Source organism: Allobosea sp. (genome assembly GCF_030694325.1).
Taxonomy (GTDB): Bacteria; Pseudomonadota; Alphaproteobacteria; order Rhizobiales; family Beijerinckiaceae; genus Allobosea.
The window spans coordinates 1-17,086 of record NZ_JAUXYO010000075.1; the positions used below are offsets into that span (position 1 = coordinate 1).

Sequence of the window (17,086 nt, forward strand, 5' to 3'; positions counted from 1 at the left end):
TGGAGCGCGAGTTCAACCTCAACCTGATCTCGACCGCGCCTTCGGTCGTCTACCATCTCAAGCTGCGCGACGGCACGGTGCTGGAACTGCACAACCCGGCCGACATGCCCGACGTGATGAAGATCGAGACCATCGAGGAACCCTGGATCAAGGCGACGATCTTCACCCCCGACGAATATCTCGGCTCGGTTCTGAAGCTCTGCCAGGACCGCCGCGGCGTCCAGACCGACCTGTCCTATGTCGGCTCGCGCGCCAAGGTGGTCTACGACCTGCCGCTGAACGAGGTCGTGTTCGACTTCTACGACCGGCTGAAGTCGATCTCGAAGGGCTATGCCTCCTTCGACTATGCCATCACCGACTATCGCGAAGGCGACCTCGTGCGCATGTCGATCCTGGTCAATGCCGAGCCGGTCGATGCGCTGTCGATGCTGGTCCACCGCACCCGCGCCGACGCTCGCGGCCGCGCCATGTGCGAGAAGCTGAAGGACCTGATCCCGCCGCACATGTTCCAGATCCCCGTCCAGGCGGCGATCGGCGGCAAGATCATCGCGCGCGAGACCATCCGCGCCCTGCGCAAGGACGTCACCGCCAAATGCTATGGCGGCGACGCCACCCGCAAGCGCAAGCTTCTGGAGAAGCAGAAGGAAGGCAAGAAGAAGATGCGGCAGTTCGGCAAGGTCGAAATCCCGCAGGAAGCCTTCATCGCCGCGCTGAAGATGGACAGCTGAGCGGCAACGTTCACCCGGCTTCGCTCCAAACGTGGGTCATCCCGGACAAGCGGCGAAAGCCGCGCCGATCCGGGATCCATTCCGGAACGCTTCAGGAATGGATCCCGGGTCTCCCTTCGGTCGCCCGGGATGACAGCGGCGGAGTTCGCCGCAGCGACCCTCACCACCCCAGTGCGCAGCCATCCTTGCGGTGGTCGGAGCCCGCCGACAGCACGCCCGTGACGGGATCGATCGCGATCGCCTGGCCGCCGCCGATCGCGGCGCCCGGCGCGGTGAAGACGAAGCCGCGGCGCTCCAGCTCGGCGCGCACGGCCGCCGGCACGGTCTTTTCCGCCTCGATCGCGGTCTGGCCCGGGCGCGGGAAGACGCGCGGCAGCGAGATCGCGCTCTGCAGGTCGAGCCCGTAATCCAGCAGCTTGCTGATCAGATGGGCGTGGCCCATCGCCTGGTAATGGCCGCCCATCACGCCGAAGGACAGGCAGACCTTGCCGTCGCGCAGCATCATGCCCGGGATGATCGTGTGCAGCGGGCGCTTGCGCGGGGCGATCGCGTTGGGGTGGCCGGGCTTCAGCACGAAGCCCTGGCCGCGGTTCTGCAGCAGCACGCCGCTCTTGGGCGCGACCAGCGCGGCGCCGAAGGGGTGGAACACCGAGTTGATGAAGCTCACCGCCATGCCGTCGCCGTCGACGACGCTGATATAGACCGTGTCGGCATGCTCGACCTCGGTGGGCGCGAAGCTCGGCAGCTCCTTGATCGCCTGCTTCAGGTCGATCTGGCTGCGCAATTGCGCCGCCAGCTCCTCCGAGAGCAGCCAGTCCAGCGGCACGTCGCTCTGGCTCGGATCGGCCAGCACGGCGTCGCGCACCGAATAGGCGAGCCTGGCCGCCTCGATCTCGATATGCAGCCGGTCGGCGGAGAGCGGGTCCTCGCCCGGCTCGAAGCCCGAGAGGATGTTGAGGATCATCAGCGCGATCACACCCTGGCCGGCGGGCGGGCACTCGAACACGTCATGACCGCGGAAGCGGGTCTTGATCGGCGTGACATAGCCGCCCTTGGCCTCGCGGAAATCCTCCAGCGTATGCAGGCCGCCGAGTTCGCGCAGCCGGTCGACCATGTCCTGAGCGATCGCGCCCTCGTAGAAGGCGCTCGGCCCCGTCTCGGCGATCGCCTGCAGCGTCGCGGCGAGTTCGCGCTGGTGGTGGATCTCGCCGGCCAGCGGCGCCCGGCCCTCGGGCAGGAAGACGCGCGCGGTCGGCTCGTCCTTGGCCATCAGCGCGGCCTGCCCGGCCCAGTCGGCGGCGGCACGCGGCGCCACCACATAGCCGTCCCGCGCCAGGTCGATCGCCGGCTTCAGGAGGGTCGCCAGCGGCAGCCGGCCATGGTCCTTGACCAGCGTCGCCCAGGCCTCGACGGAGCCCGGGACCGTCACCGCATGGGGGGACTGGCGCGGAATCTCGTTGAAGCCCTGCTCCAGATACCAGTCGAGCGTCGCAGCCGCCGGCGTCCGGCCCGAGCCGTCATAGGCGAGGACGGTGTCGCTGCCGCCTTTGGCCATCAGCACGAAGCAGTCGCCGCCGATGCCGGTCGAGCCCGGCTCGACCACGCATTGCACGGCGCAAGCCGCCACCGCCGCGTCGATCGCATTGCCGCCGGCCTGCAGGATGTTGATCGCGGTCAGCGTCGCCGTCGGGTGCGAGGTAGCGGCCATGCCGCGCCGGCCCATCACCACCGAACGGCCGGGAAGTTCGTAATCGCGCTGGTTCGGCTGGCTCACGTCGTCGTCTCCCGAGGCTCGGCCGGGTTGCGCCGGCTCTCCCGACCGCACTCGCCCAGCCGGCCGGATTTGGCAAGCGCCGCCGGCGCGCTGCGGCCCTGCAATGGGTTCCACACGGGCCGGCACGCTGATACCACCGGGAGATCGCGAAGAGATTCCGGGCTGCAGGAATCCGAAGCTGGGGAGACCGCCACCGTGCCGCTACCGACCACGCTCGCCGGGCGCCTGCGCCTGCCCGCCATCGCCTCGCCGATGTTCCTCGTCTCCGGCCCCGATCTCGTGGTCGAGACCTGCAAGGCCGGCATTCTCGGCACCTTCCCGGCATTGAACCAGCGCACGAGCGAGGGCTATGAGGCCTGGCTGAGCGAGATCGAGGGCCGCCTCGCGGATGTGCCCGAGGCCGCGCCCTTCGGCGTCAACCTCATCGTCCACCGCTCCAATCCGCGGCTGGAGGCGGATCTCGCGATCACCGCGAAACACAGGGTGCCGCTGGTCATCACCTCGCTCGGTGCGGTGCCCGATCTGGTCAAGGCGGTGCATGGCTATGGCGGGCTGGTCTTCCACGACGTCATCAGCCTGCGCCATGCCCGCAAGGCGGCCGAGGCCGGCGTCGACGGCATCATCGCGGTCGCAGCCGGCGCCGGCGGCCATGCCGGCACGATGAGCCCCTTCGCGCTGGTCTCCGAGATCCGCCGCTTCTTTGCGGGAACGATCGTGCTGGCGGGCGCGATCTCGAACGGCGCCCAGATCGCCGCGGCGCAGTTGATGGGCGCCGATCTCGCCTATCTCGGCACGCGCTTCATCGCGACGACCGAGAGCATGGCGGATCCCGAATACAAGGCGATGCTGCTGCGCAGCCAGGCCGCCGACATCCTCTACACCCCGGCGATCAGCGGCGTGAACGCCAACTTCATGCGCGAGAGCATCCAGGCCGCGGGGCTCGATCCCGACAACCTCACCGGCCACGGCAAACTCGATCTCGGCAACGAGGCCAAGGTCTGGAAGACGATCTGGTCGGCCGGCCAGGGCGTCGGTGCGATCGAGGACGCGCCGACGACCGCCGAACTGGGCGCGCGCCTGCTGGCCGAATACCGCCAGGCGCGGGCCTCGCTCGCGGGCTGAGTGCACGACGCGCAGACCATTGGGCCATCCGCGCCGTCATCCCGGACGTAGCGAAGCGGAGTTCCGGGATCCATCATAGAGCGCCGGAGCCCTCCGATGGATCCCGGGGCAAGCCCGGGATGACGGTGGTGGTTCGGAGCCCGGCTCAGCGATCTCCCGCTGTAGCCCCGATCAGCCCTTCAGCTTAGCGTTGCACTGGCTCCAGTAGCCGCCGCCCTTCTCGATCCATTTCAGCTCGCCATTCGCGTTGGCGGCCTTGTTGGCATTGTACTGATCGGCGCAGGTCTTGAGCCGCGCCTTGCCGGCGGTGAGGTCGTTGTATTTGGTCGCCACCGCTTTCGGGAACACAGCGGGCTTGGCCTTGGCCGTGCTGGCGGGCTTGGCGGCCGGGGTCGCCGGGGCGCTGGCGGGGGTCACGGCCGGCTTGGCGGGCTCGCTCACGGCCGCGGCGGCCTCGGCCTCGTCGGCATCGTCGTCGGCGCATTGGGCCTTGCGGAAATCGTTCCACTTCTGGCCCTTGAGGGTGTTGGCCTTCTTGGCCTCCTGATACTTGGCGGAGCATTCCTTCATCGTCAGCGCCGCCGCCGGGGTGACCGGCAGGGCCGTCAGCGCAGCCAGCGCCGCACCGGCAAGGATCGCATTCCTCAGCATGGTCGTCTCCATCGCAGGGGCGCATCGTGCCCCTGCGGCATGGCACTCCCATTCCGCCTGCCTTGCAAGCGGCATTTTCAAGGCGAGGCGGGCGCCTGCCCGGCTCGCGAGATTAGGCCAGGGAGCGCAGGTCGAAGGCGGGGTCGCCCGCCTGTTCCGGCGTGGGCGAGAGGCCCGCCGCGATCAGGCGCCGCCCCATCATGTGATCCGCCGGGCGGTTGATGCTCTCGATCGCGACGAGCCGCGGCCCGTCATAGCGAAACAGCGAGAAGCGCCCCTCGGACGGCGAGCCGCGCAGCACGGCGGGTCCACCCGGAACGCCGAGGCCGACCATCTGCAGCTTGACGTCGTACTGGTCCGACCAGAACCAGGGCACGGCGGCATGGGGCTCTGGCCGACCGGCGATTGTCGCGCCCACGATGCGGCCCTGGTCGTTGGCATTCTGCACCGAACTCAGCCGCAGGCGCCGCCGCGCATGGACGTTCGGGTGGCTGGTGCAGTCGCCCGCCGCGAAGATCAGCGGGTCGGAGGTCCGCCCGCTTGCGTCGACCGCGATCCCGTCCTCCATCGCGAGGCCCGCGGCTGCTGCGAACTCGACATTGGGCACGGCCCCGACCGCCGCCAAGACGAGGTCGCAGGCCAGGCGCGACCCGTCGGCGCAGAGGACCGCCGCGACCTTGCCGCCCTCGCCCTCGATCCGCTCGATGCGGGTGTCGAGGCGGATCGCGACGCCCTGCCGTTCATGCACGCCCTGGATATAGGCGGAGATCTCCGGCGCGACGGCATGGCCGATCAGCCGCGGCCCGGCCTCCACCACCGTGACCTGTTTGCCGAGCGCAATGGCCGCCGACGCGACCTCGAGCCCGATGAAGCCGCCGCCGATGATCACGATCGCCCGCGCCGCTGCGAGCCGCGCGCTGAGCGCCTGCGCATCGTCGAGCGAACGCAGGGCGAGAACGCCGTCGAGCGCCGCGCCCTCACAACGCAATGCCGCCGCCCGCGCGCCGGTCGCGAGCGCGAGCTGGCCGTAGCCAAGCACCGAGCCGTCCGCGAAGTGGACCTGGCGGGCCTCGCGGTCGAGTGTCACCGCATGGCGGCGCGGCAGGAAGGCGATGTCGGCCTCGGCAAAGAACGAGGCCGCCTTCAACGGCAGATGGGCTCCCGCCCTGCCGAGCAGGAAGCCCTTCGACAAGGGCGGCCGCTGATAGGGCAGCTCTGCCTCATCTCCCGCCAGCGCGATGCGGCCGGCAAAGCCCGCCTCGCGCGCGGCAGCGGCGATGGCGAGCCCCGCATAGGAGGCGCCGATCACGAGCAGGTCGAAGGTGTCGGTGGTCGGCGGGGAGGGGGCGGTCGGCATCCGGGATTTCCATGAGCAGGCGCCCGGAGGAATGTCCGCGATGCGCCGCGCCCGTATCTAGGCGAGAGAGTGGCTGCCGCCTATGCGAAAATGGAAGGCGGCGGCTGCCGGAGATGCACCTGTGCGGCCTCAGAACGAGGTCGTCAGCCGCGTCAGCCATTCAGGCGAGGCGGCGACGAGGGCGGCTTCCAGCGTCTTGTCCCACCCGGTCAGGATCAGGATGCCGACGGCGACGAGAAAGCCGCCGAGGGCCGTCTTGAAGCCCTGACCGGCCGACATCATGCGGTTGCGCAGGCTTATCAGCCGTGCCCGCGACAGCATCCCGAGCGCGATCAGCGGCAGGCCGGCGCCGACACCGAAGGCAAGCATCGTCAGCGCGACCGCGCCGAGATTTTCGCCCTGCGCGGCGAGGACCGAGGCCGCGCCCAGCGTCGGTCCGACGCAGGGGCTCCAGACCGCGCCGAGCAGGAGCCCGACGCCGAACTGGCCGCGCAGGCCGTTCGGCGAGAAGCCGCCGAAGCGCTGCTCGGTCCAGTTGCTGAGCGGGCCGCCAGCCGCCGCCACCCGCGCATGCAGCACGGGCAGCATCAGCACGAGGCCGAGCAGGACGAGCATGATCGCCGCCGCCATCCGGAACACGCCGGTATCGAGACCGATGGCAAATCCGATCGTCGCCACGAACAGCCCGATCGCGGTGAAGGACAGGGCGAGCCCTGCGGCCAGCGCGACCGGCCCGTAACGATGCTCCGAAACCGCCGTGCCGAGCACGATCGGCAGCAGCGGCAGGACGCAGGGCGACAGGATCGACAGGATGCCGGCGATCAGCGCGAAGCCCGAACTGGCCATGGCGGGAGCGCCTCAGATCGCGCGGGCGAGCAGCGCCTCGATCGACGCCTTGTTGGTGTCTCCGACCGAGCGGCCCATTTCCGTGCCGCCCTTGAAGACGATCAGCGTGCTCTGCTGCAGGGCCTTCAAGCTGCGCAGCGCGTCTTTCTGGCTGTCGAAATCGAGATTGAAGACGACGAGGTTCTTGAAGCGCGGCTGCTTGGCCAGTTCGGACAGGATCGGCGCCTGGGCCTTGCAGGTCGGGCACCAGGGCGCGGAGACGTCGATCAGAACCGGCTTGCCGGCCTTCATCGCGGCGTCGAAGGCGGCCTGGGAGAAGGCGGTCTTGTCGAGGGCGAGGGCCGGGAGGGCCGAGACCGTGAGGGCCGCGGCGGTGAGGGCGGCGAGAGCGTGGCGACGGTCGATCATGGGAACCTCTGCTGGATGACGGGGCCGGGACACCGGCATCACGTCATTCGCGCGGCGCAGCGGTTCCGTTACGTCCTCACGCCGAGTTGATTGCGGTCCGTCGCGTCGGGTTCACCCGCCGGGTGCGCTGCGCTCATGGTCGGTCTTCAGCCGGCGTTCGAGGAAGCGGCTATAGGCGCCCATTGCATAGCTGAACACGGCATAGACGAGAGCTGCGAAGACATAGCCCTCGATCACCGCGATGCCCTGCCAGTTCGGGTCGCGCAGCGAGGCGCGAACCGTGTCGAGGAAGTCGAGCAGGCCGATGATGGTGACGAGCGTCGTGTCCTGGAAGAAGCCGATGAAGATGTTGACCAGCGGCGGGATCACGATCTTCAGCGCCTGCGGCAGGATGATCTTGCGCATGGCGAGCCAGTAGCCGAGCCCCAGCGCCGCCGCCGCCTCGTGCTGGCCCTTCGGCACGGCCTGCAGCCCGCCGCGGACGGTTTCGGCGATATAGGCGCCGGCGAAGATGATGATCGCGACCTGCGCCCGCAGCAATTTGTCGACCGTCAGCCCGTCGGGCATGAACAGCGGCAGCATCACCGAGGCCATGAACAGGATCGAGACCAGCGGCACGCCGCGGACGACCTCGATGAAGATGATCGCGATGACCTGGATCGCGGGAAGCTTGGAACTGCGAGCCAGCGCCAGCACCACGCCGAGCGGGAAGCCCAGCGCCAGCCCGACGAAGGAGAGCATGAAGGAGAGCGGCAGCCCGCCCCAGTTCGTCGTGGTCACCACCGGCAGCCCGAAGACGCCGCCATACATCAGCACGCCGCAGATGGGCGGCACCGCGATCCAGAGCCAGACCAGCCCGCGCCCCCAGAAGCGCGGCATCATCGAGACGATGATCGCACCGAGGAACAGGGCGAGCGCCAGCGCCGGCCGCCAATGCTCGTCGTAAGGGTAGAAGCCGAAGATCATGAAGCGCAGCTTCGCGGCCAGGAAGGGCCAGCACGCGCCCGTGCCGCCCTTGCAGGCCTCCGGCCCGCCCTCCATCACGGCCCGGGTCACCAGCCAGCCCCAGGCGGCGGTGGCGAGGCGGACCATCAGCCAGAGGCAGGCCAGCGTGATCAGCGCGTTGAGCGGCGTGCCGAAATAGCGCTTCAGCGGGGCGGAGAGGCCGCGCCGGCGCGGCGGCTGCAGCGGTGCCCGTGCGAGGTTTAGGGCGTCCATCTCCGCGGCGGTGGCCATCTCAGCGCTCCACCAGCGCGACGCGCGCATTGTACCAGTTCATGAACAGGGAGATCGTGATCGACATGCCGAGATAGACCAGCATGAAGATGGCGATGCCCTCGATCGCCTGGCCGGTCTGGTTCATCGTCGTGTTCGAGACCATGACGAGGTCGGGATAGCCGATCGCTATGGCAAGCGACGAGTTCTTGAAGGTCGACAGATAGGAGCTGGTCAGCGGCGGCACGATCACGCGCAGCGCCTGCGGCAGCACCACGAGCCGCATCGTCTGCCCGTCGCGCAGCCCGACGGAGCGCGACGCCTCCCACTGCCCGCGCCCGACGGAGAGGATGCCGGCGCGCACGATCTCGGCGATGCCGGCCGAAGCCGAGAGCCCGAGCCCGACCAGCAGCGCGGTGAATTCCGGCGTCACCTGCAACCCGCCGGTGATGCGGAAGCGGCCCTTTTCCGGCCAGTTCACCACGAGGTCCGGCTGCAGCAGAAGGGCCGCCAGCAGCGGCGGGAGCAGCGATGCGGCCAGGACGATGGGCCAGGCCCGCCGCTCGATTCCGGTTGCGACGCGATGTCGGCGCAGCCGACCGGCGACGACGAAGGCGAGGACCACACCCGCGAGCGCTGCCAGCAGCACGCCGCTATGAGCGGGCGACCAGCGCAGCGAGGGCACGATCAGCCCGCCATTGCTGACGAAGACCTCCGGAATCGGCTGCCAGGCCTCGCGCACCGGCGGAAACACCGCCACGATCAGCGCGTACCAGAGGAACAGGTAGAGCAGCAGCGGCACGTTGCGCAGCGCCTCGACGTAGAGCTTGGCGAGCAGCGACAGCATCGGGTTGCGCGAGAGCCGCGCAATGCCGACGACGAGCCCAAGCACGGTCGAGAGCAGCACGGCGAAGATCGAGACGAAGACTGTGTTGAGAATGCCGACCAGCAGCGCCCGGGCATAGCTGTTGCTGGAGTCATAGGCGATGAAGGACTGGCTGATGACGAAGCCGGCCGGCCGGTCGAGATAGGCGAAGCCGGTGGCGATGTTCTGCTCCGCCAGCTTCCGCGAGACGTTGCCGAAGAGATAGAGCCCGATGCCGACGACGAGCGCCACCGCCACGACCTGATAGAGCACGGCCCGCACGCGCAGGTCGTTGAGCAGGCGCAGCGGATTGGAGGAGGGGGCGGCCATGGCGGATTCCGGGCGACGGGCGAGGCGGGCGGCGCCTTCGCGCCGTCCGCAGGGTCCGGGTCTCGACCCCTGTCAGGGGCCGGCGTCGCTCAACGGAAGGGCGGCGAGTAGAGCAGCCCGCCCTTGGTCCAGAGCTGGTTGGGGCCACGCGTCAGGCCGAGACGCGTCGATTCGCCGAGGTTGCGCTCGAAGAACTCCCCATAATTGCCGTTCTGCTTGATGATGTTGTAGGCCCATTTGTTGTCGAGATTCAGCATCTTGCCGAGATCGCCGCTGACGCCGAGCATGCGCTGGATCTCGGGCTCCTTGCTCTGGAGCTTCTCGTCGACATTGGCCTGGGTGATGCCGTACTCCTCCGCCGCGATCAGCGCGTTGACGGACCAGGAGACGATATCCTTCCAGTTGCTGTCGTTCTGGCGCACCACGGGGGCCAGCGGCTCCTTCGAGATCGTCTCGGGCAGGATCACGAACTGCTTGGGATCGTTGGCGACGGCGCGGACCGAGGCGAGGTCGGAACGGTCGGAGGTGATGACGTCGCAGCGGCCCGAGAAGAAGGCGTTGCGCCACTCGTTATTGTCCTCGAAGACGACGGATTCGTATTTGATGCCGCGCGGCTTGAAGAAGTCCTCCAGGTTCTGGAGCGTCGTCGTGCCGGGCAGCAGGCAGATCGCCGCCTGGGAGAGCTCGCTGGCGCTCTTCACGCCGAGCTTGGCGTTCACCATCAGGCCCTGGCCGTCATAGAAGACCACCGGCCCGAAATCGAGGCCGAGCGAATTGTCGCGCGAGAAGGTCAGCGTGGTCTGGCGCGAAAGCACGTCGATCTCGCCCGATTGCAGCGCCTGGAAGCGGATATTCGTGTTCAGCGGTACGAACTCGACCTTGTCGGGCGCGCCGAACACCGCAGACGAGATCGCCCGGCAGACATCGGAATCGAAGCCCTTCCGCACGCCCTTGTCGTCGGCGAAGGAATAGCCCGCCGAGCTCGGTGAGACGCCGCACAGCACCTTGCCGCGCTTCTTCACGGTGTCGAGCGTGGCCTGCGCGGAAGCGGGGCTGGCCGCCAGGGCGGCAACGGCCGCCAGAAAGCCGAGCGTCGCGATTTTGCTGATCATGCGAGTCATCAAACGTCTCCTCCATCGCACCCTTTCGTCCGGTGCGTTGCAGGCAGCGTAGTTCCAGTTGGAACCAGCTTCAAGCGGTTGAATCGCCGAATCCGGCTCCGGGACGACGATCTGCTCCAGCCACGCACGGAGATGGCCGGTCAGTTCAGGAACTCCGGCGAGATCAGGCTCGGCAGGAACAGCGAGACACTCGGCCACATGATGATCAGCGCGAGCACCAGGAACATCGGGATCAGCATGATGAGCGTGTCGCGGATCGCCGAGCGCATGCTGATCCCGGCGACCGAGCACGAGATCATCAGGCACAGCCCGTAGGGTGGCGTCACCAGCCCGAAGGCGAGGCTGACGATCCCGATCATGGCGAAATGCACCGGGTCCATCATCACCGTCTTGGCGAGCGGCGCCAGGATCGGTCCGACGATGATGATCGCGGGAATAGCATCCAGGAAGCAGCCGACCAGGAGGAAGACGCCGGAGATGAAGAAGCCGGTCTCGTAGAAGCTCATGCCCCAGGCCGAGACGCCGCTGAGGATCGCCTGCGGCATCTTGTAATAGGCCATCAGCCAGCCGAAGGCCGACGCGGTTCCGACGCAGAACAGCGTCACGCCGGCGAGCCTGCCGGTATCGAGCAGGGCCGCATAGAGCCCCTTCAGGTTCATCTCGCGATAGACGAAAAGCGACAGGAAGCCGGCATAGACCACGGCGATCGCCGCAGATTCGGTCGCGGTGAACCAGCCGAAGACCTTGCCGCCGATGATGATGCCGGGCGTCAGCAGCGCCAGCGCGGCCCGCTCGAAGGCCGAGAAGACCTGCCTGACCGAGGAGCGGGGATAGGTCGGGTAGCCGCGCCGGACGGCATAGGCATGGACCGTCGCCATCTGCGCCACGCCGATCAGCAGGCCGGGGATGACGCCGGCGAGGAACAGCGCGCCGATCGAGGTGGTCAGGATCCCGCCCCAGACGATCATCAGGATCGAGGGCGGGATGATGACGGCCAGCACTGCCGAGACCGCGGTGATCGCGACCGAGAAGCTGTCGTCGTAGCCCTCCTTGCGCTGCGCGGCGATGAAGATCTTCGACTGGCTGGCGGCATCGGCCGTCGAGGAGCCGGAGATGCCGGCGAAGAAGAACGACAGCACCACGTTGATCTGGGCCAGCCCGCCCGGAAAATGCCCGACCAGCGCCCGTGACAGGTTCATCAGCCGGTCGGTCACCCCGCCGACATTCATCAGGTTCGCCGTCAGCAGGAAGAAGGGCACGGCGAGCAGGATGAAGGAGTTGAACGCGTTGAACGTCTCGCTCATCAGCGTCATCGTATCGAGCCGGGGCTCGATGAGCAGGATCGGCAGGCAGGCCAGACCGAGTGCGAAGGCGACGGGGATGCGCAGGAAAAGGCCGAGGAAGAAGCAGCCGAACAGGATAAAGGCAGCCTCGCCCGACGAGAGAACGCTGCCGGTCATGGGCTGTTGCTCTTTCCGAAGAGGACGCGAAGATCGTCGGTGAACTGCTCGCCGAGGAAGGCGATCCAGCTCAGCCCGGCGATCGGCCAGGCGATATGGATGAGCCAGAGCGGCAGTTCGGCCAGCTCGGAGGTCCGGTTCCACGCGAATTTGGTGAATTCGATGCCGCCCGTGACGAAGACGATGGCGATCGTGAGCACGCCGAGCTTGGCGACGATGCGCATGAAGGCGTCCCCCTTGGCTCCGAGCGGGGGCAGCAGATCGACGTCGAAATGGGCCGAGTGACGGACGCCCAGCATCGCCCCGATCATCACCGTCCAGATGAACAGGAAGCGCGCCAGCTCCTCGGTCCAGATGTAGGACGGGATCAGGTTGGTGTAGCGCGAGACGATCTGCAGCATCACCGGCACCACCAGGATGCCGACCGAAACGACGACGACGGCCGAAAGCAATCGCGCATAGGCAGCGGTCATGCGCCGCCACAGGCTGGGCCTGTCAGACAGAGAGGCATCCATGAAGGGGTTCCGCATGCGAAGGCGAGGCCCTGGACGCGGACGCGCCCAGGGCCGGCGGGATCGGGGCTGGAGGGCTCAGGCGCCGGCGATGGCGGTCTGGATCCCGCTGGCGTCGATTTCCTTCGCATAGGCCTGCATGATCGGCTCGGCGAGCTTCTGCATGGTCGGCCGGTCCTCGAACGGAATCCGCTTCAGCCGGCCCGCGGCCTCGAGCCGGGCGAGGATCTCGGAATCGCCCCCCGACTCGACCTTGCGCTCGTAATCGGCCGCTTCCTTGCCGGCCTGGATCACGGCGTCCTGCAACTCCTTGGGCAGGGTCGCCATGGTCTTCATCGAGAAGCAGATCGGCCGCACCGAGACGGCGTGCTGCGTCATCAGGATGTTGGGCGCCACCTCGAAGAACTTCATCTGCTCGATGCCGGCCGCCTCGTTCTCGGCCGCCGAGATGACGTTGTTCTGGATGGCGTTGTAGACCTCGTTATAGGCGATCACGGTCGGCGACATGCCGATGGCCGCGAAGCTGCGCGACCAGATCGGCGCGCCCTGGACGCGCACTTTCAGGCCCTTGATCTCGGCGACGTTCTTCAGGGGCTTGTTGGCGAAGAGGTTGCGCACGCCGCCGCCGCCATAGCCGATCAGCCGCACGCCGGCCTTCTTCTCGATCTCGTCGGCGATCGGGTTGAGCAGGCCTTTGTTCACCACCGCTTCCATATGGGCGAAGTCGCGGAACACGAAGGGCGCGTCGATGAAGGGCGCGGCCTTGGCGAAGGTCGACATATGGGCGGGCGAGACGATCGCGTAGTCGACGTTCTTCCCCTGCGCCATGTACTCGAAATACTGCTTTTCGAGCCCGAGCGAGGAATCCTTGTGCAGGGTGAAATTGACCGGCTTGTTGTAGAGCGCCTTCACCCGCTCCTCGAATTTGAGCAGTCCCTGCGTGAACGGATGCGCGTCGTTGAACTGCACGGCGCCGACCAGGGTCGGCACGGCCTGGGCCCTGACGACCGCGGGGGCGGCGATGGTGGCGGCCACCGCGCCGATGCCCTTGAGCAAGACTCTGCGTTCCATGAAATGATCCTCTCCCTGCACGCCCCTCTGATGGGAGCTGTCGACAGTTTGTCAGACAAGGTTCGGTTTGACCATCTTCTTGAACGTGCGACCGAAATGTCGGAGAAGCCACTGATATATAAGCGTAAGCGGCTTTGCGCCCGGACCATTGGCGGCGCAAGCCGATCCCGCGGATGTCATCGCAAGCTGCATCGAAGGCTGGCTCGAGCAGCGCCAGTGTCGCCGTCCGATCCCCTCCACCGCGTGCGATGAGTTGGACGGGGCCCAGCAGGATATCCGACGAGCCGTCGGGCGAAGTCGAAAGGGCCTTGTCGGGCGCAGTTCCCGCGTCCGTCCCCATGACGATCGTCCTGAGGGGAAGAGCGAGATGCGTGATGCGAGCTTGGCGCCGCGGCTGCGCGCTGACGCGCATCTGCGCAACCGTCGAAACGCCACCCTCGCGGCGGCGTCGAGCGAAAAGAAACCACGATGGGCGAGATGCTGGCGGACAGGGCGGGATTCGAACCCGCGATACGGTTTCCCGTATACACACTTTCCAGGCGTGCGCCTTCAACCACTCGGCCACCTGTCCGGCGCGCTGCTTATGACCGCGGGGCGGGTGACTTTCAAGACCGTTTTCGCGGCTTCCGAAAGATCGCGCCGAGGCAGCGTCTCGGAGGCGGTTGTTGCAAAGCCGCAGGCGAAGGGGCACATCGACCATGGGTCCGGGCGACGCCGGCCGGACCCGGTGTCCGATGAAGGAGAGTGGCGCGTGCGGTTCCTGCTGCGGCTTGCCGGTTATCTGCTCGTGGCGGCTGGCTTCGTCTCGCTGGTGATCGACGGGGCCCGCTCGATCGCCAATTCCGGGCTCCTTTACACGCGGCTCGATCAGGCGCTCGCGACGCTGGTGGGCCTGCGGGGCGAGGCCCTGAAGCCGTTGGTCGAGCGCGCCCTGCATCCCTGGCTGTGGGACCCGGTTCTGGTCCATCTCCTGCAGGTTCCCGCCGCGCTCCTCGCCCTGCTGTTGGGCTTCCTGCTCCTGAAAATCGGAACGCCGCGCGAGCCTGCCATCGGCATCGTCACGCGACGGTGAAGACCGCGCAGTTCGTCGTGCCTGTCGGAATGCCGGGAGGATCCCCATATCACGCGCCGAAACCGTGATGGAGACCGCCATGTTCTTCCTGCGCAAGAAGACCTCCCTGCCCGAGGCGCACGAGGCCCTGCCCGGCCGCGACGCGCCGATCCCGACCGCCGAGCGCCATTTCGTCAATGGCCGGCCGCTTGCCGGGCCCTATCCGGAAGGCCTGCAGACGGCGATCTTCGGGCTGGGCTGCTTCTGGGGCGCCGAGCGCAAGTTCTGGCAGATGGGCGAAGGCGTCTTCGTGACCGCCGTGGGCTATGCCGCAGGTGTCACGCCCAACCCGACCTATGAGGAGGTCTGCTCGGGCCGCACCGGCCACAACGAGGTGGTGCTGGTCGTCTTCGATCCGGCCGTGCTGCCCTATGAGGCGCTGCTCAAGACCTTCTGGGAGAGTCACGACCCGACCCAGGGCATGCGCCAGGGCAACGATGTCGGCACGCAATACCGCTCGGGCATCTATGCGACGGATGAGAGCCAGCGCGCCGCCGCCGAGCGCTCGCGCGCCGATTACCAGCAGGCGCTCGCGGCGCGAGGCTACGGGCCGATCACCACCGAGATCCTCGACGCGCCGTCCTTCTACTTCGCCGAGGCCGGCCACCAGCAATATCTCGCCAGGAACCCGGCCGGCTATTGCGGCCTGGGCGGCACCGGCGTGTCCTGCCCGATCGGTGTGGGTGTCGCGGCCGCCTGAGCGGCCCGCTTGCCGGAGCGGCGGCGGCCGTGGCAGATGCCGCAAAGGCAGGTAGAGGCAGAATCGATGGCGGGGGAGAGCATGGACGAGACGACGGTGGCCGCGCCGGCCGGCGGAGCCGCGTCACGCGGCGTCGGCGCCGCGCTCTCCTTCAGCCGCTGGCTGCTGGCGCCGTTCTATCTCCTCCTCGTCGTCGGCCTCGCGGGCCTGCTGCTGAAGGCGCTGCAGGAGGCGTGGCATTTCATCACCCATGTCTTCACCGCGACCGAGGCCGAGGTCATCCTGGCCGTCCTGGCGCTGATCGACCTCACCTTCACCGGCTCGCTCATCGTGATCGTAATCTTCTCGGGCTACGAGAACTTCGTCGCCAAGATCGACGCCGGTACTAGCCGCAACTGGCCGGAATGGATGTCGAAGATCGACTTTTCCGGCCTCAAGCTGAAGCTGATCTCCTCGATCGTCGCGATTTCCGCTATCCAGTTGCTCAAGGCCTTCATGAATGTGAAGGGCACCAGCGACCGCGACCTGATGTGGTATGTCGTGGTCCATGTCGTCTTCGTCGCCTCGGGCCTGGTCATGGCCTGGACGGACCGGGTTTCCGGCGAGGCGTCTGGCGGCAAGAAGGGCGTTGCCGCGCCGGCCGCGCCCTCGCTCTGAGGCCAGCATGTCGACGGCGTAACCGTACCTTAACTTTTCGGTTGATCGGCGCGGCAAAGCCCAAGACAGTGCCTCCCCTCACCGGGGAGACCGACATGTCACTGCATCTTCGTTCGAAATTCGTCGTCGCCGGCCTCGCTCTGGGCGGCGCCGCACTCGCCGCAGGGCTGGCGCTCGCCCAGGCTCCGGCCTTCTTCCGCATCGGCACGGGCGGCACGGCCGGCACCTACTACCCGATCGGCGGCCTGATCGCGAACGCGATCTCGGCGCCGCCGCAGCTCGTCTCCACCGCCGTCGCGTCCAACGGCTCGGTCGCCAACGTCAACGCCATCGTGGGCGGCGCCGCCGAATCCGGCTTCGCCCAGGCCGACGTGGCCTTCTGGGCCTATTCCGGCACTGGCGTGTTCGAGGGCAAGCCCAAGGTCGAGGAGCTGCGCTCGATCGCCAATCTCTATCCCGAAAGCGTCCACCTCGTCGTGCGCAAGGCTTCCAACGTCAAGAGCGTCGCCGACCTCAAGGGCAAGAAGGTCTCGCTCGACGAACCGGGCTCCGGCACGCTGCTGAACGCCAAGGCGATCCTCGCCGCCTTCGGCGTCGGCGAGAAGGACATCACGCCTGAATATCTCAAGCCCAACCAGGCCGCGGAAAAGATGAAGGACGGCTCGGTCGACGCCTTCTTCTTCACCGGCGGCTTCCCGGCGGCGGCGATCTCTGAACTCGCCTCCACCGGCTCGGGCATCGACATCCTGCCGATCACCGGCGCGGCCGCCGAGAAGCTCGCCAAGGACTTCCCCTTCTTCGCCGCCGACGAAATTCCCGCCGGCACCTACAAGGATGTCGGCGCGGTCAAGACGGTCGCGGTCGGCGCCCATTGGGTGACGTCGTCCAAGATCTCGGCCGACACCGTCTATGCCGTGACCAAGGCGCTCTGGAGCGACAAAACCCGCGCGGCGCTGGATGCCGGCCATGCCAAGGGCAAGGCGATCCAGAAGGCGACCGCGCTCAACGGTCTCCTCGGCGTGCCGCTGCATCCCGGCGCCGAGCGCTTCTACAAGGAAGCCGGCCTGCTCAAGTAAGTCTGCGTAGGCGCTTATTCCAAGCGCGCGTCATCCCGGGTCTCCGCTTCACGGCACCCGGGATGACGGCTCGTGTGTATTT

General features: G+C 67.5%; 17 protein-coding genes and 1 tRNA gene. 6 read left to right on the plus strand and 12 right to left on the minus strand.

All coding sequences use genetic code 11. The annotated features are described in order from the left end of the window. The coding region (locus Q8M82_RS04060) for an elongation factor 4 family protein (RefSeq protein WP_465248067.1) at nucleotides 1-728 on the plus strand (728 nt) is incomplete at its 5' end. A 160-nt stretch (nucleotides 729-888) separates the two neighbouring features. On the opposite strand, the gene ggt is transcribed toward Q8M82_RS04060, so the two are convergent. After that, nucleotides 889-2,451 carry a gamma-glutamyltransferase gene (ggt, locus tag Q8M82_RS04065; protein ID WP_305690143.1) on the minus strand — a complete coding sequence of 521 codons (1,563 nt, stop codon included), beginning with the start codon at nucleotides 2,449-2,451 and terminating at the stop codon, nucleotides 889-891. 246 nt (nucleotides 2,452-2,697) lie between these two features. On the opposite strand from ggt, the gene Q8M82_RS04070 reads away from it, so the two are divergent. Continuing rightward, nucleotides 2,698-3,624 (plus strand): NAD(P)H-dependent flavin oxidoreductase, encoded by a 927-nt coding sequence (locus Q8M82_RS04070; protein ID WP_305690100.1) that lies wholly within the window; start codon nucleotides 2,698-2,700, stop codon nucleotides 3,622-3,624. Nucleotides 3,625-3,795: 171 nt separating this feature from the next. Here the strand turns inward: Q8M82_RS04070 and Q8M82_RS04075 are convergent, their stop codons facing one another. The 11 genes from Q8M82_RS04075 to Q8M82_RS04125 all read right to left on the minus strand — a co-directional run bounded on the left by Q8M82_RS04075 (nucleotide 3,796) and on the right by Q8M82_RS04125 (nucleotide 14,031). After that, nucleotides 3,796-4,275, minus strand: coding sequence for a hypothetical protein (locus tag Q8M82_RS04075; protein ID WP_305690101.1), 480 nt, complete (start codon nucleotides 4,273-4,275; stop codon nucleotides 3,796-3,798). A gap of 112 nt (nucleotides 4,276-4,387) precedes the next feature. Next, nucleotides 4,388-5,632 carry an NAD(P)/FAD-dependent oxidoreductase gene (locus Q8M82_RS04080; RefSeq protein ID WP_305690102.1) on the minus strand — a complete coding sequence of 415 codons (1,245 nt, stop codon included), beginning with the start codon at nucleotides 5,630-5,632 and terminating at the stop codon, nucleotides 4,388-4,390. 129 nt (nucleotides 5,633-5,761) lie between these two features. Beyond that, nucleotides 5,762-6,478, minus strand: a complete 717-nt coding sequence (locus tag Q8M82_RS04085) for a cytochrome c biogenesis CcdA family protein (protein WP_305690103.1) — start codon at nucleotides 6,476-6,478, stop codon at nucleotides 5,762-5,764. Between the two features lie 12 nt (nucleotides 6,479-6,490). After that, nucleotides 6,491-6,886 (minus strand): thioredoxin family protein, encoded by a 396-nt coding sequence (locus Q8M82_RS04090; protein ID WP_305690104.1) that lies wholly within the window; start codon nucleotides 6,884-6,886, stop codon nucleotides 6,491-6,493. Between the two features lie 111 nt (nucleotides 6,887-6,997). Beyond that, a complete protein-coding gene (locus Q8M82_RS04095) occupies nucleotides 6,998-8,122 on the minus strand; it encodes an amino acid ABC transporter permease (RefSeq protein ID WP_305690105.1) in 1,125 nt (374 codons plus the stop codon). A gap of 1 nt (nucleotide 8,123) precedes the next feature. Beyond that, nucleotides 8,124-9,296, minus strand: coding sequence for an amino acid ABC transporter permease (locus Q8M82_RS04100; RefSeq protein ID WP_305690106.1), 1,173 nt, complete (start codon nucleotides 9,294-9,296; stop codon nucleotides 8,124-8,126). Between the two features lie 89 nt (nucleotides 9,297-9,385). Continuing rightward, nucleotides 9,386-10,408 carry an amino acid ABC transporter substrate-binding protein gene (locus Q8M82_RS04105; RefSeq protein WP_305690107.1) on the minus strand — a complete coding sequence of 341 codons (1,023 nt, stop codon included), beginning with the start codon at nucleotides 10,406-10,408 and terminating at the stop codon, nucleotides 9,386-9,388. Between the two features lie 149 nt (nucleotides 10,409-10,557). Beyond that, on the minus strand, nucleotides 10,558-11,877 hold the full coding sequence (locus Q8M82_RS04110) for a TRAP transporter large permease (protein WP_305690108.1): 1,320 nt from the start codon (nucleotides 11,875-11,877) through the stop codon (nucleotides 10,558-10,560). Next, entirely contained in the window at nucleotides 11,874-12,350 is a 477-nt protein-coding gene (locus Q8M82_RS04115) for a TRAP transporter small permease (protein ID WP_305690109.1), read from the minus strand. Before Q8M82_RS04115 ends, Q8M82_RS04110 begins: the two co-directional genes overlap by 4 nt. Before the next feature lie 117 nt (nucleotides 12,351-12,467). After that, nucleotides 12,468-13,460 (minus strand): TRAP transporter substrate-binding protein, encoded by a 993-nt coding sequence (locus Q8M82_RS04120; RefSeq protein WP_305690110.1) that lies wholly within the window; start codon nucleotides 13,458-13,460, stop codon nucleotides 12,468-12,470. Between the two features lie 481 nt (nucleotides 13,461-13,941). Further along, a tRNA-Ser gene (locus Q8M82_RS04125) sits at nucleotides 13,942-14,031 on the minus strand. Nucleotides 14,032-14,211: 180 nt separating this feature from the next. Between Q8M82_RS04125 and Q8M82_RS04130 the strand changes: the two genes are divergently transcribed. The 4 genes from Q8M82_RS04130 to Q8M82_RS04145 all read left to right on the plus strand — a co-directional run bounded on the left by Q8M82_RS04130 (nucleotide 14,212) and on the right by Q8M82_RS04145 (nucleotide 17,004). Further along, complete coding sequence (locus tag Q8M82_RS04130; RefSeq protein ID WP_305690111.1) at nucleotides 14,212-14,532, plus strand: PetM family of cytochrome b6f complex subunit 7; 321 nt, start codon at nucleotides 14,212-14,214, stop codon at nucleotides 14,530-14,532. A gap of 79 nt (nucleotides 14,533-14,611) precedes the next feature. Beyond that, nucleotides 14,612-15,271 carry a peptide-methionine (S)-S-oxide reductase MsrA gene (gene msrA, locus Q8M82_RS04135; RefSeq protein WP_305690144.1) on the plus strand — a complete coding sequence of 220 codons (660 nt, stop codon included), beginning with the start codon at nucleotides 14,612-14,614 and terminating at the stop codon, nucleotides 15,269-15,271. A gap of 81 nt (nucleotides 15,272-15,352) precedes the next feature. Further along, complete coding sequence (locus tag Q8M82_RS04140) at nucleotides 15,353-15,928, plus strand: TIGR00645 family protein (RefSeq protein ID WP_305690112.1); 576 nt, start codon at nucleotides 15,353-15,355, stop codon at nucleotides 15,926-15,928. Nucleotides 15,929-16,023: 95 nt separating this feature from the next. Then, nucleotides 16,024-17,004 carry a TAXI family TRAP transporter solute-binding subunit gene (locus Q8M82_RS04145; RefSeq protein WP_305690113.1) on the plus strand — a complete coding sequence of 327 codons (981 nt, stop codon included), beginning with the start codon at nucleotides 16,024-16,026 and terminating at the stop codon, nucleotides 17,002-17,004. Nucleotides 17,005-17,086 lie beyond the last annotated feature (82 nt).